Source organism: Streptomyces sp. NPDC037301 (assembly GCF_055602785.1).
Window position 1 is genome coordinate 115,377 of the sequence record NZ_JBVJWD010000020.1, and the last position, 20,413, is coordinate 135,789.

18 protein-coding genes are annotated in these 20,413 nt (G+C 70.3%); 5 read left to right on the forward strand and 13 right to left on the reverse strand.

The window, feature by feature from the left end:
- Positions 1 to 58: 58 nt before the first annotated feature.
- Together ACZ7IB_RS28575 and ACZ7IB_RS28580 are read right to left on the reverse strand one after the other, a co-directional pair.
- Positions 59 to 427 (reverse strand): helix-turn-helix domain-containing protein, encoded by a 369-nt coding sequence (locus ACZ7IB_RS28575; RefSeq protein ID WP_470916666.1) that lies wholly within the window; start codon positions 425 to 427, stop codon positions 59 to 61.
- A complete protein-coding gene (locus ACZ7IB_RS28580) occupies positions 424 to 798 on the reverse strand; it encodes a type II toxin-antitoxin system RelE/ParE family toxin (RefSeq protein ID WP_470916667.1) in 375 nt (124 codons plus the stop codon). Before ACZ7IB_RS28580 ends, ACZ7IB_RS28575 begins: the two co-directional genes overlap by 4 nt.
- Positions 799 to 822: 24 nt before the next feature.
- Between ACZ7IB_RS28580 and ACZ7IB_RS28585 the strand changes: the two genes are divergently transcribed.
- Complete coding sequence (locus ACZ7IB_RS28585; protein ID WP_470916668.1) at positions 823 to 1,416, forward strand: hypothetical protein; 594 nt, start codon at positions 823 to 825, stop codon at positions 1,414 to 1,416.
- Here ACZ7IB_RS28585 and ACZ7IB_RS28590 read toward each other — a convergent pair.
- The 4 genes from ACZ7IB_RS28590 to ACZ7IB_RS28605 form a co-directional block, all read right to left on the reverse strand.
- Positions 1,413 to 2,246 carry a glycoside hydrolase domain-containing protein gene (locus ACZ7IB_RS28590; RefSeq protein ID WP_266361015.1) on the reverse strand — a complete coding sequence of 278 codons (834 nt, stop codon included), beginning with the start codon at positions 2,244 to 2,246 and terminating at the stop codon, positions 1,413 to 1,415. The two genes, ACZ7IB_RS28585 and ACZ7IB_RS28590, sit on opposite strands and share 4 nt — an antisense overlap.
- A gap of 196 nt (positions 2,247 to 2,442) precedes the next feature.
- Entirely contained in the window at positions 2,443 to 3,981 is a 1,539-nt protein-coding gene (locus ACZ7IB_RS28595) for a serine/threonine-protein kinase (protein WP_470916669.1), read from the reverse strand.
- Complete coding sequence (locus tag ACZ7IB_RS28600) at positions 3,978 to 4,691, reverse strand: hypothetical protein (protein ID WP_470916670.1); 714 nt, start codon at positions 4,689 to 4,691, stop codon at positions 3,978 to 3,980. The genes ACZ7IB_RS28595 and ACZ7IB_RS28600 overlap by 4 nt, the downstream gene beginning before the upstream one ends.
- A 119-nt stretch (positions 4,692 to 4,810) precedes the next feature.
- Positions 4,811 to 6,979, reverse strand: a complete 2,169-nt coding sequence (locus ACZ7IB_RS28605; protein ID WP_470916671.1) for an N-6 DNA methylase — start codon at positions 6,977 to 6,979, stop codon at positions 4,811 to 4,813.
- 205 nt (positions 6,980 to 7,184) lie between these two features.
- Between ACZ7IB_RS28605 and ACZ7IB_RS28610 the strand changes: the two genes are divergently transcribed.
- Both ACZ7IB_RS28610 and ACZ7IB_RS28615 read left to right on the forward strand, forming a co-directional pair.
- Positions 7,185 to 7,574, forward strand: coding sequence for a hypothetical protein (locus ACZ7IB_RS28610; RefSeq protein WP_470916672.1), 390 nt, complete (start codon positions 7,185 to 7,187; stop codon positions 7,572 to 7,574).
- A 95-nt stretch (positions 7,575 to 7,669) separates the two neighbouring features.
- Positions 7,670 to 8,413 (forward strand): hypothetical protein, encoded by a 744-nt coding sequence (locus ACZ7IB_RS28615; RefSeq protein ID WP_470916673.1) that lies wholly within the window; start codon positions 7,670 to 7,672, stop codon positions 8,411 to 8,413.
- Between the two features lie 377 nt (positions 8,414 to 8,790).
- Here ACZ7IB_RS28615 and ACZ7IB_RS28620 read toward each other — a convergent pair whose 3' ends face one another.
- Positions 8,791 to 9,558, reverse strand: coding sequence for an HNH endonuclease family protein (locus tag ACZ7IB_RS28620; protein ID WP_470916674.1), 768 nt, complete (start codon positions 9,556 to 9,558; stop codon positions 8,791 to 8,793).
- 130 nt (positions 9,559 to 9,688) lie between these two features.
- Positions 9,689 to 10,558, reverse strand: coding sequence for an SCO6745 family protein (locus ACZ7IB_RS28625; RefSeq protein WP_470916675.1), 870 nt, complete (start codon positions 10,556 to 10,558; stop codon positions 9,689 to 9,691).
- Between the two features lie 107 nt (positions 10,559 to 10,665).
- Here ACZ7IB_RS28625 and ACZ7IB_RS28630 point away from each other — a divergent pair, with 107 nt between their 5' ends.
- On the forward strand, positions 10,666 to 11,283 hold the full coding sequence (locus tag ACZ7IB_RS28630) for a TetR/AcrR family transcriptional regulator (RefSeq protein ID WP_470916676.1): 618 nt from the start codon (positions 10,666 to 10,668) through the stop codon (positions 11,281 to 11,283).
- Positions 11,284 to 11,289: 6 nt separating this feature from the next.
- Here ACZ7IB_RS28630 and ACZ7IB_RS28635 read toward each other — a convergent pair whose 3' ends face one another.
- Positions 11,290 to 12,075: a GntR family transcriptional regulator gene (locus tag ACZ7IB_RS28635; protein ID WP_470916677.1), complete on the reverse strand. Its 786-nt coding sequence runs from the start codon at positions 12,073 to 12,075 to the stop codon at positions 11,290 to 11,292.
- A complete protein-coding gene (locus ACZ7IB_RS28640; RefSeq protein WP_470916678.1) occupies positions 12,072 to 12,614 on the reverse strand; it encodes a GntR family transcriptional regulator in 543 nt (180 codons plus the stop codon). The genes ACZ7IB_RS28635 and ACZ7IB_RS28640 overlap by 4 nt, the downstream gene beginning before the upstream one ends.
- A gap of 154 nt (positions 12,615 to 12,768) precedes the next feature.
- Between ACZ7IB_RS28640 and ACZ7IB_RS28645 the strand changes: the two genes are divergently transcribed.
- Complete coding sequence (locus tag ACZ7IB_RS28645) at positions 12,769 to 13,182, forward strand: ATP-binding protein (protein WP_470916679.1); 414 nt, start codon at positions 12,769 to 12,771, stop codon at positions 13,180 to 13,182.
- On the opposite strand, the gene mfd is transcribed toward ACZ7IB_RS28645, so the two are convergent.
- The 3 genes from mfd to ACZ7IB_RS28660 all read right to left on the reverse strand — a co-directional run bounded on the left by mfd (position 13,160) and on the right by ACZ7IB_RS28660 (position 20,387).
- Positions 13,160 to 16,690: a transcription-repair coupling factor gene (gene mfd / locus ACZ7IB_RS28650; protein ID WP_470916680.1), complete on the reverse strand. Its 3,531-nt coding sequence runs from the start codon at positions 16,688 to 16,690 to the stop codon at positions 13,160 to 13,162. The genes ACZ7IB_RS28645 and mfd overlap by 23 nt on opposite strands.
- 326 nt (positions 16,691 to 17,016) lie before the next feature.
- On the reverse strand, positions 17,017 to 19,602 hold the full coding sequence (locus tag ACZ7IB_RS28655; protein WP_470916681.1) for an ABC transporter permease: 2,586 nt from the start codon (positions 19,600 to 19,602) through the stop codon (positions 17,017 to 17,019).
- On the reverse strand, positions 19,599 to 20,387 hold the full coding sequence (locus ACZ7IB_RS28660) for an ABC transporter ATP-binding protein (RefSeq protein ID WP_470916682.1): 789 nt from the start codon (positions 20,385 to 20,387) through the stop codon (positions 19,599 to 19,601). The genes ACZ7IB_RS28655 and ACZ7IB_RS28660 overlap by 4 nt, the downstream gene beginning before the upstream one ends.
- Between the last annotated feature and the right edge of the window lie 26 nt (positions 20,388 to 20,413).

Sequence of the window (20,413 nt, forward strand, 5' to 3'; positions counted from 1 at the left end):
GGGTTCCCGCGTCATGCGGGGGCGGCAGCGGCTTTTACGGGCGCTGGTTGGTCACACGTCAAGCCGCTGTGGAGCGGTTGCCCGGGGGCGCTTCGTCAGGCTCGCGGCCGTCGTGCGGGGTGAACACGAAAGTTGAGGTATCGCCGTCAAGGTCGATGGTCAGCGACGCGTCCAGGGCCTTGGCGAGGCGAGTGAGCAGTTGCAGGGTCGGCACGGAGTCGCCGCCCTCGATGTGAGAGATCTGCGGCTGGGTCATGCCCGCGCGCCGCGCCAGTTCGGTCTGCGACAGACCGAGTGCGACACGGCGGTCGTAGACGGCCTGGCCGAGTGCGAACGCATACCCGGCTTCCCGGTAGGCCGGGGACTCCTCGACCGACTCTCCCAGGAGCCTCCTCGTCCGGCGGGTCTTCCACTGGGAGTGGTTCACGGATTCTCCTCCTTGATCCGGTCGTAGCTGTGCTCCGCAGGACCGTGGTCCGCCTCGCACGACTTCTGTGCCTGCTGCGCACGCTCGACCTCGGTCGTCTCGCGCTGCCTGGTCTTACGGAACACCGTCAGCAGCACGATGTGCCGGTCAGGAGCCAGCCAGTACGTAATGCGCACGGCGTTGCCGTCCATGGTGAAACGCAGCTCGCGTACTTTGCCGCCGAGGTGGCGCGAGTACGGCTCCCCCAGAGTGGTTGGCTGGGCGGCGAGCATGTCGGCCGCCCGTTCGGCCTTGTCGTACTGGGCGTCCGAAAGGAGCTCCAGCCAACGCCGGACTTCCGGCTCGACCTCGATCTGCCAGGGACCACTCACGGAAGCGACTATACAGAAATCTATATGAACCCGCAGCGCTGTCCAGACTGCACGCCGCAGCGGGACGGCGGCGCCTTCGATCCCATGGAGGCGAATCCGCCTGCCTTCCGGCCAGGCAAGGGCCCGGAGGTCGAATTCAAGGGGCAGCTCCCGGCCCGCCGCGCCCCGATGGAGCGCCTGGGAACGGCGGGCGGGAGCGCGCCGGTGGTGGTCACGCTGACCGCTGTACACGAGGGGACCGTGCCGCACGAGGCGATCGGCTGCCTGGACCGGTCCCGGCTGGCCTCGGTGGTCGCCGGTCTGAAGCGCACAGGTGCGACCGCCGTCCATGTCACCACCGACGGCATACGGGCCGAACTGCCGCCCGGCAGCACCGGAACGGTCGTGATCGCCGCGCCCCGGATCGCGGGCTGGAGCTGCCAGGGGCGGCCCGCGGACAGCTATCTGGGCCTGGTCTCCGCACCGGTCCCCGCCCACGGCACCTCCGTCGACTGCACGTTCCGCCCCCCGGGCCTGCGCGCGGGTGCGACGGCGGGCGCGGGCGCGGTGCTCGCCCTGCTGGTGACGGGGGTTTGGGGGGCGCGGCGGCGACGGCGGGGTCCGGCCTCCGGGAACTAGCCCACGATCGCGACCGGGGCGTCCCAGGCGTTCCGGTCGATCGTGAGCGTGCCGCCGGTGTGCGTCACCTTCTTGTTGACGGCGTACTGGTGGCCGCGCCGGTGCCCGGTGTACAGCGTCGAGGCGTACGGGAAGCCCGTGGTGGTGGAGTACACATCGTCGTAACGGGCGTACCAGAGGATCTCCGGCAGGTCCGTACGGTTCGTGGCGTTGGCCACGACGGCGGCGCTGGAGTTGCTGAAGCCGTAGAAGCCGGACCAGTACCCCTTGGCCTTGACGGTCTTGTCGAACGACCGGATGTAGGCGAGCACCGTGTTCACACAGGAGGTGTTCTTCGGGTCGAAGTACTCCATGTCGAGGTAGACGGGGCTGCCCGGCTTCATGCCGAGGGCGGCCTCCTTCGCCACGGCGTCGTTGGCGTCGGTGACGGCCAGTGAGGTGGCGTTGGCGGCGGTCATCTTCTCGGGGTTGGCGCTCGTCTGGCACGGCGGCTGCGCGCCGACGTACAGCGGGACCAGTTTCCATCCGGTGGCGCTGACGGACTTCACCCAGGAGGCGGTGAGGTTGGGCTGGGCGCAGCCGCGGTTCTTCCCGCCGACGTACACGGCGGCACCGTGGTAGACGGAGGAGCTGTACCAGCCCTTCATTGTGGTCAGCGACGGCGCGGTGCAGGTATCGAAGACATGCCCGGTGTAGATCTTCGGCGCGGGCCTGGAGACGGTGGTGGCGGTGGCGGCCTCGGCGGCGAACGCGCCACCGGCGAGAACGGCCACGCCTGCCACGGCCATGGAGATGCGGCGACGCTTCTTGGATATGCGGTGAGAAGGCACAGAGACCTCAACAGTGCTCGAAAGAAGTGAGGGGCCGACGGGGCAGGCGAGTCGTCAGCCGCCCCGGCGGCAGATCACGGTCTCACGCCGGAGGCGGCCTTCGCCCCCTGCTGCGGTCTCCGCGACAATCCATTGCAGAAGCTTGGCGTGTCCATTACTCGCCCTCGTCGCGACCGTCGCCGGCTCCGCCGCCCCGTCAGCCGCCGTGCACCTCCACCTGGCGGTCGAGGCGGCGGCGCAGCTCCACCGGCAGCGGATGGTGCGGTCCGTACGCCCGCTCCGTGTCGTACAGCAGCCCCTGCAGCTGTACGCGCGCCGCCACATGGTCGCCGACCGCGAGCAGCAGGTGCCCGATGCGGTTGCGGATCTCGAAGGAGCGGGCCGGGTCGTTGCCCATGGCGTGGTGGTTCTCGTAGTACGGGAGAACCGCGCGGTACTCCGCAAGCGCGGCGGCCGGTTCGCCGAGCTGCTCCAGGCACTGGGCCGCGTCGTAACGGAACTGGAGGGTCTGGGCGTCGGCCGGGCCGGCCTCCGCCGCGCGGTCGTCGGCGAGGCGGCGCAGTTCGGGCAGGGCGCGGCGGTACTGGCCGTCGTCCATCAGTGTCGCCGCGTACTGCTTGCGCAGGATGCGGACGACGGCGGAGTCCTCACCGTGCTGTTCGGCCGCGACCGGGAGGATGGAGCCGAGGATGTCCACGGCCTGGGTGATGCGGCCCTCGCCGAGCAGCTTCTTGACGTCGTCGACGGCGGCGGCGACATCGGGCCGGGCTGCGGCCGGGGCGGGCGGGGCCGGAGGCGGGGGCGGGGTGGTCGCGCGGTCGGGCCACGGGGCGTGCGGGCGCAGGAAGGGGCGGGTCGGGTCGAGCGGCCCTGTCGGGAGCCCTGCGCCCCGGGCGGGGAGCAGCGGGGCGAGGTGTTCGTACACCTCCTGGGCGCCGGACGGGCGGTGCTGCGGGTCCTTGGCCAGCAGCCGCAGCACCAGCGCTTCGAGCGGTTCGGGGATGTCCGGCCGGATCCGGCGGACCGGGAGCGGTGGCTCGTAGAGGTGGCGGTGCAGCACGCCGAGGGCGGTCGACCCCGCGAACGGCACGTCGCCGCTGAGCAGTTCATGAAGGAGCACACCGAGTGCGTACAGATCGGTGTACGGGCCGACAGCACCGCCCATCGCCTGCTCGGGAGCCATGTATGCCGGGGAGCCGATCGGTGAACCGGTGTGGGTGAGACGGGTGGTGTCGGTGTCCAGGACGGAGGCGACGCCCAGGTCGAGGACGGTGACGGTGCCGTCCGGACGCACCATCACATTGCGGGGCTTGAGGTCGCGGTGGACGATCGGCACCGCGTGCACGGCACAGAGGACGGCGCAGAGCTGGGCGGCGACCGCGACGGACCACTGCCAGGGGTACGGGTCGTGCTCGGCGAGATGGTCGGCGAGGTCGGCGCCCTCCACGTACTGCATGACGAGGTACAGGTCGTCGCCGTCGCTGCCCGCGTCGTGGACGGTGACCAGGCCCGGATGGTCGACCTGGGCGGTGACCCGGCACTCGCGGACGAAGCGGCGGCGCAGCTCGCCCGCGGCCTCGCTGCCGATGGGGCCGGTGACCCGGTCGGGGCGGAGCAGCTTCACCGCGACCCGGCGGTCCAGTCGCTGGTCGTAGGCCGTCCAGACCTGGCCCATGCCGCCCTGGCCGAGGATGGTCGCCAGCTGGTACCGCCCGCCGATGAGGCGCCCGCTCACCGTCCCTCCTCCTTGCGGAGGTAGTCGCTCAACTCGTCGAGCTCGGCGCGGACCTGGTCGATGCGCTGGGGCTGGGCGTGCGGTTGAGGGTTCGGCTGGGGATGCGGTTGAGGGTTCGGCTGGGGGTGCGGTTGAGGGTTCGGCTGGGGGTGCGGTTGAGGGTGAGCCGAAGGGCGCGGCTGTGGCTGCTGGTACTGCTGCGGCGGTGCGGCGGGCGGCTGCATCCGCTGCCTTGCCTGCATCGGCTGACGCAGCGGCGGCTGTTGCACGGGAATGGGCGCGGGGGCGGGCACACGCATCGGCACCGTGGGCGCGTATCCATACCCCGGCGCCGAGGGTGCGTAACCGCCCATGAGGTTCCGCTTCGTGAGCTGTTCGTAGTGACGGATGTCCCCGACCAGGTAGTAGGCGGAAGCGGCCGCCATCGCCAGCAACAGCAGCGGTATGAGGACGTTGTCGATGCCTGTGGGCTCGTCATTGCCGTCCCTGCCGAGGATCGGCAGGAGCACACAGACGAGCACGAACCCGGCCCCGGTCAGCCACCAGTCGGACGTCCGGCGGCGCACGATCGCGAGGCGGAGCAGCGGGCTCCACAGCAGCAGTCCGAGCGAGCACACCGAGAGCACGACGAACAGCACACGCATCGAGACGATCCAGGCCCGGCTGGGAACCCGGCGCGGCGGCGTCGGCGGATGACCCGGGGCGTACATGGCTGCTCCTGGAGACCTGGTCGTGAACGTCCGCGCACACGCTCCGTGTACGCAGATCAGAGCGTAAAGGGCGACACCGACAACCGGCCCCGGTTGGTACGGAACCGTTGTGGTTCAGCTCACTTCGGCGCGACCGTGCCGTCCGTCAGTCCGTCGTACATCCCCTGGACCAGTTGTCCGCCGAGCCGGCCGGCCAGCCGGAGCGCGTCCTCGAACTCGGCCAGGGCGCGGAACCGTCCCCCGTACCTCTGCTGCTCCGCGAGCGGCAGCCTGGGCAGTTGGAGGCGACGGGCGTCCAGCCGGGTGGCGGTGGAGGCGTAGCTGCTGGCCTGGCGGTTGTTGGCGGTGCCGCGCAGGAAACCGGCGAGGAACCAGGGGTCGAGGGCGGCCGGATCGGGGCGCAGCAACTGGAGGTTGCGACCCAGTGCGGCGCCCGCGGTGGCGTCGTCGATGACACGGGCGACGGAGCCGCCGCCAAGAACGGGGACGACGACATCGCCCGGTTCGACGAGGACCGGCTCCTCGGGGGGCCCGTCGACGGGAAGACTTCCCGAAGGGGCGGTGGAGCCGAGGACGTCGTGTTCCGTGAGGACGGGGACCGGGCCGGTGCCGGAGCCGCCGGTGCGGAGCTGGAGGGCGCCGGCGCGGGCGAGTTCACCGACGGTGGTGAGCGGCCAGTGGGCCGGGTCGGAGAGGGTCACGGCCGGCGGGGTGAGGGTGCCGGTGAGACCGAGCGTCTCGGTGAGCCGTTCCCGTACGCGGATCAGTTCGGCCGGTCCGCCCGCGGCTGCCGGGGGCGGCAGATGCCGGGCGGGGGCCAGGTCCACGTCGTCGTCGAGGAGTTCGATGACGGGGACGGCGCGGCTGACGCCCGGGCGACCGCCGAGCGGGTGGCCGGGGTCGGTCCGGTCCGCCCGGCCGGGCCTGCGCGTGCCTGCACCCTCGCCCTCGCCCTCGCCCTCGCCCTCGCCCTCGAACGACTGCCAGGCGTCGAGTACGGCGCTGCGCACCGCCTGCCAGTCGAGCCGGTCGCGTCCGCCTGACGGGGCGGCGGCCGTCGGACCCGCCGAGGGGGATTCGGCGGGTTCGGCGGTGTCGACGAGCAGCAGTTCGGGCGAGGGATGCAGGCCGCTGCCCGGCTTGCGCAGCACCCAGAGGTGGAGCGGGATGCCATACGGAGGTGCGGCGCCGGCGGGGAGCGCGATGACGGCGCGCAGGGCGCCGCGGCGCAGCAGATCGGCGCGGATCCGGCGGCCGGAACGGCGTGACGCGGCGGCCGGGGGCATCAGGAGTACGGCGGTACCGCCCTCGCGCAGATGCGCCAGGGCGTGCTGGACCCAGGCGAGTTCGGACTCGGTACGGGCCGGGAAGCCGTACTCCCAGCGCGGGTCGTAGGCGAGCTCGTCGTGACCCCAGTTGCGCTCGTTGAACGGCGGGTGGCAGAGCACGGCGTCGGCGGCGAGCTGCGGGAAGGCGTCGGCGCGCAGGGTGTCGCCGGTCCGTACCGCGAGGGCGCAGCTGTTGTCGGGGTCGGCGTGCAGGGCGAGCCTCAGTGCGGTGAGCGCGGCGAGGTCGGGGTCGGTCTCCTGCGCGTACAGGGCGGTCGGGCGGCCGACGGCGCGCAGCAGGGCGCCGGTGCCCGCGGCGGGGTCGAGGACCGTGCGGGCGGGCTGTTTCCCGGTCTCCACCAGGGCGGCCATCAGTTCGGCGAGTCCGGGCGGGGTGAGCGTGTACTGGCGCGGGTTGGCGTCCAGTTGGCGGCCGAGCAGGAACTCGAAGGTCTGCCGGGCCCCTCTCTCGGCAGCGAGTTCCGCAGCGCCGCGGAGCAGCGGAATGGACGGAAGCAGTTCCGCGCGGCCGGGGGTGTGAACAGTCCGTCCGGCTTCCGCGGCCGGTCCGAAGCGGGCGGCGAGCACGTCGTTCAGGGCGAGGGACAGCACACCGGCCATCCGCTCGTCCGACACGGCGGTGATCTCGGGCCAGACGGTGGGGCTGTTCCGCAGGAGCAGCAGGGCGCAGCCCGCGTGGACCAGGGCCGGGACCGCGCCGGCCGGGTGTCCCGCGAGTTGCTGCCAGACCCGTTCACGGAGTGGGACCTCGGCGAGTTTCCCCTGGTCGCGCAGCCACTGCTCGACCTCGGGCAGGGCGAAGGACGGGCTCGTCTCAGTGCCGCCGACGGGCTTGGGGAAGTCGGCATGGCGGCGGCGCCAGTTGCTGACGGCAGCGCGCCCCACGCCCGCGAGCCGGGCGATTCCGGCCGCGGTCACCTCTGTCGAGTTCTCCGGCACTGGCTGTCTCCCTGGTCCGTCCGCGCTGTGGCGGCGAGCATACCGACCTCCGGCCGACCACATCAGTTCACACCACAATCGAACCCATCAAGCGTGAACAGTGTTGACTCGGTTCACAAGCTCTGTTGTTATTGACCTGTCGCCGCATCCCATGGATGCATGCAAATGCTCACACCTGTCCTCGACTTCACCGAAGGGCCCAGCCATGTCCGGGTACTCCGAACCGTCGCCGCAGCGGGCGTACACCCCCGCTCGCCCGCCGGGGGAGCGTCCGGCGCACAACGGACTGGGCACCATGGCACTCGTCCTCGGGATCACCGGCAGCGTCGTGGGTCTGATCTGGGCGCTCTTCTGGCTCGCGGGGGCGCTGGGTCTGCTTTCTCTCGCCCTGGGTCTGGTCGGCCGGGGCCGGGCCGTTCGTGGCGAGGCCACCAACCGTGGTGCGACCACCTTCGGAGCCGTGCTGGGCCTGGTCTCGCCGACTCTGTCGGGGGTCGGCGCGGTGCTCGTGACCAAGGCTGCCGCCGCCGACGCCACGCCGACGCCGGCCAGCGCTCCGTACCTCCCCGCCGACACGCGCCCACCCCTCCGCTGACGCACCCGCGGAGCCCGCCGACCACGTTCCCGACCCCCGTCCCCGTCACGTCCCCCGCCTCACCCTCCTCACCTCACCTCACGGAGACCCCTGCCATGCGCCTTCTCGCCCGTACCGCCGTCAACACCCTCTGCGCGCTCTCCGTGCTCGGCCTGGCCGCCTGCGGCACCTACACCTCGCCCGCCAAGGCGACCGGCCCCTTCGCGGGCATGTCGGGCCCCGAAGTCGCCAACAAGGCGCTCAAGACCACGAAGAAGGCGAAGTCCATGAAGATCGCCGTCGACATGAAGACGGCCGACGGACCGATCTCCGCCCACTTCGCCATGAGCACCTCCGGCGCCTGCACCGGGACCATGTCCATCGGCCCGGCAGGCACGATGGAGATCCTCAAGACCGGTGACACGGTCTACACGAAGTTCGACGAGGCGATGCTGCGCGAGCAGTCCAAGGGCGAGCCCGCCGCGGACGTCGACGCCGCGGTCGACCTGCTCGTCGGCCACTGGATGAAGTCGAAGGCCTCGGACGCCGACAACAAGGACATGCTCGAATTCTGCGACCTCGGCGCACTGCTGAAGGACTTCGAGACGAACGACAATGCCGCCCGCAAGGACGGCGGGACCACCGTCGACGGTCAGCACGCGCTGCGCCTCACCGAGAAGGACAGCGAGGGCACCTACACGATGCTGGTGGCCACCGAGGGCGCCCCGTACGTACTCAAGGTCGAGTCCAAGGGCGGCAAGGAGCCGATGACGATGACGCTCTCCGACTTCGACAAGCCTGTCGTGGTGAAGGAGCCGGCCGCCAAGGACATCGTCGACCCGGACAAGCCCACCGGCTGACCCCCACCCGCACGCCCGGACGCCCGGAGGGCTGCGCCGTCATGGGCGACTGCCTTCCCGGCGTCCGCAACCGGCGTCTACCGGCGGGTGTACTCCCCCCGTCGGGGCCGAGGCGTCCAGGTGTTTGACACTCGGCCGCACCGGGGCGACAAGATCCGCGAACCCCGGTCTTCCGGCGCTCTCCCGCATCGCCGCGACCATCCGTGCCGAAATCCCCTCGCCGGCGCCCATTGGCGACCGCGATCCCGATCGCGCCGACGGTGTCCGGCGTCAGCTTCATCCGCCCCACGCCAGGCGGCGGCGCTCCCGGTGCCAAACCGTTTTTCAGCAGGTCACAGCCTTGGACAAGGACAGCGCCGGAGCGGGCCGCCCGCTTGTCATCCGCCGCACTGCGCCAGCATCGCCTGCTTGTCCGCGGTGGTGACCGGAAGCGCGTACTTCAGCGAGACCTGCGCGAACCGCACCGCGTACGAGCAGCGGACCGGCTTGTACGGCGGCAGCCAGGAGGCGGGCCCCGAGTCCCGCTTGGCGTTGTTGGCCGGGCCGTCGACCGGGATGAGGTTGAGCGGGTCGTTGGCGATCTGCTGCCGCTTGGCCTCGTTCCAGCGTGCGGCGCCCATCTGCCAGTCGTACGAGAGCGGCATGACGTGATCGATCTGGACCTTGGTGGCCTGCTGCTTGCGCCAGTCGATCGTTGAGCCGGTGTACGGGTCCTTGAGGGTCATCGAGACGACGACACAGTCCGAACCGGAGCGGAACTTCACGTCCTTGCCGTCCCTGGCGAGGAGGTCGTTACGGGTGTCGCAGCCGTTCCTCGCGAGCGGTATCCCGTCGACCGAGTCCTTCCACGCATAGCCGAACTTGTCGCGCGCGTACCCGGTCTTCGGCCCCCGCCCCTTCGTCGCCACCTTCTCGATGATCTTCCGGCCGGCCGCCTTGTCCGCCTCGGAGGTGAGCGGCGCGAGCCCCGGCTTCGTACCGTCGGCGTTGTCGAGCGGACTGGCCCCGAACCCGGTGACGGCCTGTCCACCGCCGTGCTGCCCGGCCCCGGAGGACGTCTGCTCGGGGTCACAGCCGGCCAGGGCCAGCACCGCCGCCGCGCTGAGGGCGGGCAGCATCACTCGGTACGTGCGGGGAGATATCACTCGGGGCCGTCCTGACGGGGAGAAAGCCGAACTCAAGAATCGTACGGATGTCTTCCCCGCTGACGGGCCTTCATGAGTGCGCTTCCGTCAGGATGCGGCCGGAATCACACCGCCCGGCCCGCCCGTCCGCTCACACCTTCCCGATGCCCAGCGTCGTTTCGGACGGCAGCAGTCCGGAGCCGATCGCCGCCACCCACAGCGGCCCCAGCAACTCGACCAGCCGCTCCCGCTCCTCCTCACGGAGCGCCCGCCACGGGGCGGCAGCCGCCTCATCCGTACGCCGCTCGACCTCGGTACGCAACGCCCGCCCCGCCTCGGTCGCCGTGCCGTCCTGCGTCAACAACCCGCGCTTCACGAGCCGTTGACAAGCCGCCTGCCACTCCTCGTCACCCCACCCCCGGCTTGCGAACACCTCCGGGCGCGCCGCACCGATGGCGGCGAAGGAGACCAGCGACTCGACCGGATCGAGCCCGGCCCCGGCAAGCGCGGCAACATGCCCGTCCCCGCGATGCTCCCGCAGGATCGTCGCCACCTGCCAGAGCACCAGATGCGGCTCTTCCGGCCAGGACAGGGCGGCGTTGGCCGCGGCGAGCGGGCGGCCGCCCGTATTCGCAGCCTCCGCGACGCGTCGTACGAGCGCGGCGGCCTCGGCAAGCTCCGCACCGGCGACCTGCTCCCCCAGCAAAGCCCGGTACGCACGGTCGACCGCCCGCGTCCGGGCGGCGAGCACCGCGCCGGAAGAGGCGACGGACCAGGCGGCGGGGACGTACTCGCGCACCATCGCCGGGCTGAAGCTGTAGAAGGTGTCGACCACCCGGCCGGTACCTACTTCCCCGAGCGGCGCGGCGCGCCAGGCGAAGTAGCTCGGCCAGCGCTCATCGGTGCAGTATCCGAGCACGGCAGCCTCCTCGAAGGACTCCGGCGCGTAGTACAGAACAGCGTGCAGGGGCTCCAGCAGGTGCCACATCTGCCGCACCCGGCCCAGCTCCTCCTCGGACATGTCTCCGCCCTCCACAACGTCACATATCTTGTCACTGACTAGATCCCCTAGGGTGCTCCCTCCTACCTAAACTTGTCAATGGCTAGATCCCGCGTAATCTGTTGCACATGACCAGCGAGCGCACCTATCACCACGGCGACCTGCGACGCGCCGTCCTCACGGCCGCACTAGACGTCATCCGCACCGAGGGCCCAGGTGCGCTGAGCCTGCGCGACCTGGCACGCCGGGCCGGCGTCTCCCACGCGGCGCCCGCCCACCACTTCAAGGACCGCACGGGCCTGCTCACCGCCATCGCCGCCGAGGGCTACACCCTCTTCGCCGACACACTGGCCGACGCCCCGGACCTACGGGAGCGTGGCGTGCGGTACGTACGGTTCGCCACCGACCACCCGGCACACTTCCAGGTGATGTTCCAGCCGGACCTCTACCGCACCGACGACCCCGAACTGCTCGCCGCGAAGGCCCGCGCCACGACGGAACTGCGTGTGGGCGTCACCGACCTCCCCGCCGCCGGACGCGGCGACGACACCCGGCTCGCGGGCGTCGCCGCCTGGTCCCTGGCCCACGGTTTCGCCACCCTGCTGCTCAGCGGCAACCTGAGCGGCCCGGTGGGCGACCGGGACCCGGAGGAGGTCTTCCGGTCGGTCACCGGGCTGTTGTTCAGGCCGGACATCGCACACCAGAAGCAGCCCGCACCATCGTCACCGCCCCGCAAGCGCAGTTGAGTCGCCTCAGGTGCGCTCGGCCGTGAACTCGTACTGCAACTCGTACAGATGGCCCGCCTTGACCATGACCGTCGCCTCGATCGGCCGCTCGTCGTCGCTGTAGACCACGCGCAGCGTACGGAGCACCGGCAGGTCACCGGGCAGCCGAAGCACCTGGTACTGGTCCTGCGTGGGCACCCGCGCGGAGACCCGGTCCACGCTCAGCCGCGGCGGGTAGCCCAGCTCTGCCAGCAGGGTCGGCGTCCCGCCGGGGATCTTTCGGCGCTCTGTCATCGCCGTGCCCCGGGCGACGTCCAGCGGGTAGTAGGACGCGACCAGTTCCACCGGCTCGTCGTCCATCACGAGAAGCTGGCGCCGCAGGAGTGCGGTGCCGGACTTCGGGAGCCGGAGCGCTTCGGCAACGTCCGCGGGCGGCTCGGCCTCGGCGACCTCAAGGAGTGTGCTGTGCGCACGGGAGCCGTTCTTTGCAGCCTCTGTCAGCCAGCGGTACGGCTCGCCCGAACCTGCCGGAGCCATGTACGAAGCCGGGCGGACGGTTCGTTGACGATGCTCGCGGACCGTCACCGCGGCGCCCGGCCTGCCGACCACCAGTTGTTCGTCCTTGAGCAGTTGCAACGCCTTCTGCACGGTCGCGTTCGAGGCGTTGAACCGTTCCTTGAGCTGCACGGTGGACGGAAGGCTGGCACCAGGGGCGAGGTCCCCGCCCATGATCTGATCCCTGAGGTCGGCCGCGATGCGCTCGTGCAGTGAACGGCGGTCGACAGCATCCGCTTCGGGTCTGGGCACAGTCATCCGATCCTGATCTCGTACCGCAATTTCTGGCGCCGTGGAGGCATGGCCATCACGTCGACCTGAATGGGCCGGTCCGCGTCGTCCAGCGTGACCCGGGTCAGTTGTAGTACGGGTTCACCGGCCATCAAACGCAGTTGCTCCCGCTCGCGCTCGGTCGCCTGCCGTGCGGTCACGTCCTCGCGTACGCGGACACCGACATGACCCAGGTCCGCCAGAAGCCTGATCGCCCCGCCCGGGATCTTGGCGGTCCCGGCCAGGCCGGTACCGCCCGCGATGCCCACGGGGTAGTACGTGTCCGTCAGCTCGCACGGCTCGCCGTCGAGATACATGATCCTGCGCCGGGCAATAACGCTCTGCCCGGCGGGCGTGCCCAGCAACTCCGCGACCGGCCCCGGAGCCTCCACTTCGCCTGCCTGGACGATGCGCTGACTGCCCCGGCGGCCCTCTGCGGCAGCCTCCGCAGCCCAGGCGTCACCTCGGGCTCCGGGGGACGCGGCGAGGTACGGCACCGAAGTGCTGATCCATTCACTGCCGCCCATGTCCTTCTCCTCCGCAGCCAACGCCCGTACCAGCCTGCCGCATCACACGGTAGGCGACTCAAGCGCACCCCCACAGAGTAGACCTTGCCGCTTTTCGTGAATAGCAGTACAGTCCTCCTCACGTTACAACCCGCGAGCAAGGCGGTGAACCACCGTGTCCCTGTCGCAGCAACGACGCTTTCCCCGCAGGCGCACCTCCGTTGGTGCCTCACGCGACTTCGTCGTCGATGTCCTTATCGAGTGGGATCTTTATCCTCTGATCGAGAACATAAAGCTGTGCGTCTCGGAGCTCGCCACCAACGCGTTGTTGCATGGCGCGCCACCCGGGCGCGAGTTCTGCGTCGGCCTCCACCGGGGCGAGGAGCTGGTGCGCCTGGAGGTCCGTGACAGCGGACCCGGTCAGCCGACGGTTCAGCGCCCCGACGACGACGCCTGCTCGGGGCGCGGGTTACGCCTCGTGAGCGAGCTTGCCGACGACTTCGGGGTCGATGATCACGCCGTCGGCAAGACCGTGTGGCTGGTGTTCAAAACCGCGCCCGCACCCCTCAAGACCCCAGAATCGTCGTGAGGAACTCCCCCGTCCACGCCAGCAGTTCGCGGCCGACGACCGGCTTGCCGCCGATCCTGCCGGTGGTGGGGCGCGGGACCAGGATCTGGTGGACGGCCGGCTTGATGATCGTCTTCGGGTAGAGGCGCTTCAGGCGGAGCTCCTGCGATTCGCGGAGCTCGACCGGGGCGAACCGGATGTTCGAGCCCTGGAGCACGATCTCGCCGACGCCGCAGGCGCGGGCCAGCATGCGCAGGCCCGCGACCAGGAGCAGGTTCTCGACCGGCTCGGGGAGCTTGCCGTAGCGGTCGGTGAGTTCCTCTCGGACCGCCCTGATGTCGTCCTCCGTGTTGGCGGAGGCGATGGCGCGGTACGCCTGGAGGCGCAGCCGCTCGCCGGGGGCGTAGTCGTGGGGGACGTGTGCGTCGACCGGGAGCTCGATCTTGACCTCCAGGGGCGGCTCCTCCTCCACGCCGCCTTCGAGGGACGCCCGGTAGTCGGCCACCGCCTCGCCGACCATGCGTACGTACAGGTCGAAGCCGACGCCCGCGATATGGCCGGACTGTTCGCCGCCCAGGAGGTTTCCGGCGCCCCGGATTTCGAGGTCCTTCATCGCGACGTACATGCCCGCGCCCATCTCGGTGTGCTGGGCGATCGTGGCCAGGCGCTCGTGAGCCGTTTCGGTGAGCGGCTTCTCCGGGGGGTAGAGGAAGTACGCGTAGCCGCGTTCCCTGCCACGGCCCACACGGCCGCGCAGCTGGTGGAGCTGGGAGAGGCCGAAGTTGTCGCCGCGCTCCACGATCAGGGTGTTGGCGTTGGAGATGTCGATGCCGGACTCGACGATCGTCGTGGAGACCAGGACGTCGAACTTCTTCTCCCAGAAGTCCACCACCACCTGCTCCAGAGACTGTTCGGACATCTGGCCGTGGGCGGTCGCGATCCTCGCCTCAGGGATAATCTCGCGCAGGCGCGCGGCTGCGCGGTCGATCGATTCGACGCGGTTGTGGATGTAGAACGCCTGGCCCTCGCGGAGCAGTTCACGGCGGATCGCCGCACCGATCTGCTTCTCCTCGTACGGGCCGACGAAGGTGAGGACCGGGTGGCGCTCCTCGGGGGGCGTGGTGATCGTCGACATCTCGCGGATGCCCGTCACGGCCATTTCGAGCGTACGGGGGATGGGCGTCGCGGACATGGTGAGGACGTCCACGTTGGCGCGGAGCTTCTTCAGCTGCTCCTTGTGCTCGACGCCGAAGCGCTGCTCCTCGTCGACGATGACCAGGCCCAGGTCCTTGAACTTCGTCTCGGAGGAGAAGAGGCGGTGGGTGCCGATGACCAGGTCGACGGAGCCCTCGCGGAGCCCTTCCAGGGTCGACTTGGACTCGGATTCGGACTGGAAGCGGCTCAGCGCCCTTACGCTGACCGGGAATTGGGAGTAGCGCTCGGTGAACGTGCCGTAGTGCTGCTGGACCAGGAGGGTCGTGGGTACGAGGACGGCGACCTGCTTGCCGTCCTGGACCGCCTTGAAGGCCGCCCGTACCGCGATCTCCGTCTTGCCGTAGCCGACGTCGCCGCAGATCAGCCGGTCCATCGGGACGGACTTCTCCATGTCCTCCTTGACCTCGGCGATGGTGGTGAGCTGGTCGGGCGTCTCCGCGTACGGGAAGGCGTCCTCCAGTTCGCGCTGCCACGGGGTGTCGGGGCCGAAGACATGGCCGGGGGCCGCCATCCGCGCCGAGTAGAGCTTGATCAGGTCGGCGGCGATCTCCTTGACGGCCTTCTTGGCGCGCGCCTTGGTCTTGGTCCAGTCGGCGCCGCCGAGCCGGTGCAGGGTGGGCGCCTCGCCGCCGACGTACTTGGTGACCTGCTCCAGCTGGTCGGTCGGGATGTAGAGGCGGTCGCCGGGCTGGCCGCGCTTGGCGGGGGCGTACTCGACGAGGAGGTACTCGCGGGTGGCGCCCTGCACGGTGCGCTGCACCATTTCGATGTAGCGGCCCACACCGTGCTGTTCGTGGACGATGTAGTCGCCGGTCTCCAGCGTCAGCGGATCGATCGTCTTGCGGCGGCGGGCCGGCATCCGGCCCAGGTCCTTGGTGGCGGTGCGCTGGCCGGTCAGATCCGTCTCGGTGAGGACGGCGAGTTTGAGCGCCGGGTCGACGAAGCCCTGGTCGATCGCGCCGCAGGAGACGTGGACCAGCGACGGGGAGATCTCCGCCAGGTCGGGGTCCAGGCGGGCGGCGATGCCCTCGCCGCTCAGCACCTCGACGGTACGGGAGGCGAGCCCCTGGCCCTCGGTGACGTACACCGTGCGCCAGCCGTCGGCGATCCAGCCCTTGGTGTCGGCGAGCGCGCGGGCGGTGTCGCCGCGGTACGACTCCGGGGCGTGCATCGTGAGCTTGAGGGTGTCCTCGTCGAGCTCGTCGTCCGCGGCGAACGGGGAGACCGACCACCACATCATCTCCAGCTCGCGGGCCCGGTCACGGACATCCGCGATGCCCCACAGGGAGGCCGCGCCGACATCGATCGGGGCCTCGCCTCCGCCCGCGGTGGCCGCCCAGGATGCCTGGAGGAACTCCTGGCTGGTGGCGACGAGGTCTGCCGCCCTGGTCCGGACCCGCTCCGGGTCGCAGACCAGCGCCATCGAGCCCTTGGGCAGCACGTCGAGCAGCAGCTCCATGTCGTCGACGAGAACCGGGGCGAGGGACTCCATGCCCTCCACCGCGATCCCCTCGGCGATCTTGCCGAGCAGTTCGCCCAGCTCCGGGTGGAGTTCGGCGAGGGCGGCGGCCCGCTCGCGCACCTCGTCGGTCAGCAGCAGCTCGCGGCAGGGCGGCGCCCACAGCCCGTGCTGGGCGATCTCCAGCGACCGCTGGTCGGCGATCTTGAAGTAGCGGATCTCCTCGACGTCGTCACCCCAGAACTCCACTCGAAGGGGGTGCTCCTCGGTCGGCGGGAAGACGTCCAGGATGCCGCCGCGCACGGCGAACTCGCCGCGTTTCTCGACCAGTTCGACCCTGGAGTACGCGGCCGCCGCGAGCGCGTCGACCGTCTTGCCGAGGTCGGCGCTCTGTCCGATGCGCAGCGCTACGGGTTCCAGGTCGCCGAGCCCCTTGACCTGCGGCTGGAGCACGGAGCGGACCGGCGCGACGACGACCTTGACCGGGCCGGTCTCCGGGTCGTCCTTCCTCGGATGCGCCAGGCGCCGCAGCACGGCGAGGCGGCGGCCCACGGTGTCGGAACGGGGCGAGAGCCGCTCGTGCGGCAGGGTCTCCCAGGACGGGAACTCGGCGATCGTGTCCGGCGGCAGCAAGGTGCGCAGCGCGGCCGCCAGGTCCTCGGCCTCCCGGCCGGTCGCGGTGACGGCGAGCACGGTCCGTCCGGCCTCACGGGCCAGCGCGGCCACGGCGAAGGGGCGGGCGGCGGGCGGACCGACGAGGTCGACGTGCATCCGGTGGCCGTCGGTGGCGGCCTTCACCGCTTCGGAGAGTGCCGGATCACGTACGACGACATCCAGCAGGCCGTGCAGGCTCATGAAGGGCTTCCGTCCGGGTAACGAGGGCGAGGTCTGACAGCCGGCTGCTGCCAGGGGGCAACGCGAAGGGCAACACGAAGGACCCGACACGTCTCACGGGCCGGGGGTTCCCAGCGTACGACTCCGCTGTGACAGCCGCGCCCGCAATCCGGCTCCGCGGGTCGGATCCGGCCCGGTCCGTGCGCCGGGCACGCGCCGGGACCGCCGCCCTGCCCCGCGCGCCCACGGTCCGCGCCCCGCGCCGTACGGACACGAGTCCGGCCCCGGAGTGTTTGGAGGAACACCCCGGAGCCGGATCGGTCATCTTACGTCGGTCGTCACCCTCGCTATTCCGTGGCGATCGCGTTCAGGACGTTCATCCTGCCCGCCCGGAACGCAGGGACCAGGGCCGCGAACAGGCCGACGAATGCCGAGGCGACGAAGACCGTGAGGATCGTCGGCCACGGGATCTCCAGGACGCCGAGACCCTCCAGGGCCAGCAGCTTCTGGGCCGCCGTGCCCCAGCCCATGCCGAGGCCGAGGCCGAGCAGGGCACCGAAGACCGCGATGACCACCGACTCCAGGCGGATCATCCGGCGCAGCTGGCGGCGTGAGAGGCCGATGGCGCGCATCAGGCCGATCTCGCGGGTCCGCTCGACCACCGACAGGGCCAGGGTGTTCACCACACCGAGCACCGCGACGATGATCGCGAGCGCCAGCAGGCCGTAGACGATGTTCAGCAACTGGCCGATCTGATCCTTCAGCTGCTGCTTGAAGTCGGCCTGGTTCTTCACCTCGTACTGCGGGTACTTGACGAGGGCGTCCTTGAGGGCGGCGTACGCCTCCTTCTCCTTGCCGTCCTCGGCCTTCGCGAACATCATCATGTTCTTCGGCAGACTGTCGGCGGGGACATACCGCGCGGCGGTCGCGATGTTCGTGTACATCGCGCCCTTGTCGATGTTCACGTCGTCCGAGGTGATCGCGGCAAGCCTCAGCTTCGCGGTCTCGCCGCCCTTGAACGCGACGGTGAGCCGGTCGCCGACCTTGAGGTGGTGCTTGGTGGCGTACGTGTCGCCGACGGACATGGCGTCCTTGCCGTACGCGTCGGCCAGCTTCCCGGCGACCGTCTCGCGTCGGACGTCCTCCTGGTATGTGGGATCGACGGCGGCCAGGGCCTTGTTCTCGGTGGTGCCGTCGGGGGCCGTGAGCCCGGCGCCGACGACCTTGTAGCCGGTGAGGTGCTCGATGTCCGGCACGGATTCCAGGGACTTCACCGCCTGGTCCACGAGGGGCGTCGGGTTGCCGCCGGACGGCTGGACGATGAAGTCGGCGCCGACCGACCTGTCGAGCTCCTCGGTGGCCGAGGCGACCATGGAGGAGCCGACGACGGACAGGCAGGCGACCAGGGCGAGGCCGATCATCAGGGCGGCGCCGGTCGCTCCGGTACGGCGCGGGTTGCGCAGGGCGTTGCGCTCCGCGAGCCGTCCGACGGGGCCGAACATCCGCAGCATGACCGCGCTCAGCACCCGGACCACGAAGCCGGCCAGCAGCGGGCCGATCACGATGAAGCCGATCAGGGTGAGGACCACGCCCACACCGAGGAAGAGCGAACCTTCGCTCGACTTGTCGGCCCGGGTCGCGGCGAGGAGCGCGGCACCACCGGCGAGGGTGAGGACCAGCCCGATCGCGGCCCGGACCCGGCCCGCGCGGCCGTCCGCCGGGGTTCCGGCGTCGCGCAGGGCGGCCATCGGGGAGATCTTCCCGGCCCGGCGGGCCGGGATGTACGCGGCGACGACCGTGACGACGATGCCGAGCGCGAGGCCGACCACCGGGGTCGTCCAGGCGACCGTGAGGTCCTTGGTGGACAGGTCCATGCCCATGGCGCCCATGAGCTTCATCAGGCCCACGGCGAGGCCGACACCGGCGCCGACGCCGAGGACGGAGCCGAGGATGCCGAGGAACAGTGCCTCGATGAGCACGGAACGGTTGACCTGCTTGCGGCTGGAGCCGATGGCCCGCATCAGGCCGATCTCGCGGGTGCGCTGGGCGACCAGCATCGAGAAGGTGTTGACGATCAGGAAGATGCCGACGAGCAAGGCGATCCCGGCGAAGCCGAGCATCGCGTACTTCATGACGTCGAGGAAGGAGCCCATCGAGTCCTTGTTGGCGTCCGCGGCCTCCTTCTGCGTCTGGAGCTTGTACGCGGAGGTGTCGCCGAGCGCCGTGGCGACGTGTCGCTTCAACTGTGTGTCGGTGACGCCGGATTCGGCTGTGACGGAGATGAGGCTGAAGACGTCGGGCCTGCCGAGCAGCTTCGTCTGCGCGGTGACGGTGTCGAAGTAGACGACCGCCGCCCCGGGGTTGGTGACCTTGAAGGTGGCAATGCCGCTGATCTTCGCGTTGATGTCGCCGGTGGCGGCGATGGTACGCAGCTCGTCACCGATCTTCAGGTCGTGCTTGTCGGCGGTGTCGGCGTCGACCATCACCTCGGTCGGGCCGCGCGGTGCGTGGCCGGAGGTGATCTCCATCGAACGCAGGTCGTTCTTCGTCCAGTTGCCCGCGATCGTCGGGGCGCCCGTCGTCGAGCCCATGTTCTTGTTGTGGCTGTCGACGACGGTGACGGACATGCTGCTGACCGCGCCCTCGGCGTCCTTCACACCGGTGGCCTTGCCGACCTGCTCGACGGCGGAGGCGGGGAGCGTGACGGGCTTGCCGTTCCCCGGGAGCCGGTCGTTGTCCTCGGGACTCTTAGGGCTGACGGTGACATCGGCCGACGTCGCGGCGAAGAGCTTGTCGAACGTGGTGTTCATGGTGTCGGTGAACACGAGCGTGCCGCACACGAACGCCACCGACAGCAGGACCGCGACGGCGGAGAGCGCCATTCGTCCCTTGTGCGCGAAGAAGTTGCGCCTCGATGTCTTCCAGACGGTCATGACGTCCGCCCGCGCGAGTCGAAGTCCTTCATACGGTCGAGTACCTGGTCGGCCGTCGGGCCCAGCATCTCGTCGACGATGCGTCCGTCGGCGAGGTACAGCACCCGGTCCGCGTAGGAGGCGGCGACGGGGTCGTGGGTGACCATGACGATGGTCTGGCCCAGCTCGTCGACGGACCTGCGCAGGAAGCTCAGCACCTCGGCGCCGGCCCGCGAGTCCAGGTTTCCGGTGGGCTCGTCACCGAAGATGATCTCCGGCCGGGCGGCGAGCGCCCTGGCCACCGCGACGCGCTGCTGCTGGCCGCCGGAGAGCTCGGTGGGCCGGTGCTTCAGCCGCTCGGCGAGACCGACCGTCTCCACAACCTGCCGCAGCCAGGCCGCGTCGGGCTTGCGGCCCGCGATGTCCATCGGCAGCGTGATGTTCTCCAGCGCGTTGAGCGTGGGAAGCAGGTTGAACGCCTGGAAGATGAAGCCGATCCGGTCCCGGCGGAGCTGGGTGAGCTTCTTGTCCTTGAGTCCGGTGATCTCGGTCTCGTCGAGGAAGATCTGACCGGAGGTCACGGTGTCCAGGCCGGCCAGACAGTGCATCAAAGTCGACTTGCCGGAGCCGGACGGGCCCATGATCGCTGTGAACTGCCCGCGGGCGATGTCCACATCGACATGGTCGAGCGCGACGACCCGGGTCTCCCCCGCCCCGTACGCCTTGACGACCTGCCGCGCTCGCGCAGCGACGGCCGTACGCCCTCCAGTACCCCCGTGCCTGGGAATGGTTACAGCCGTTGTCACGGTTTTTCTCCTAAGTCGGTTGTCAG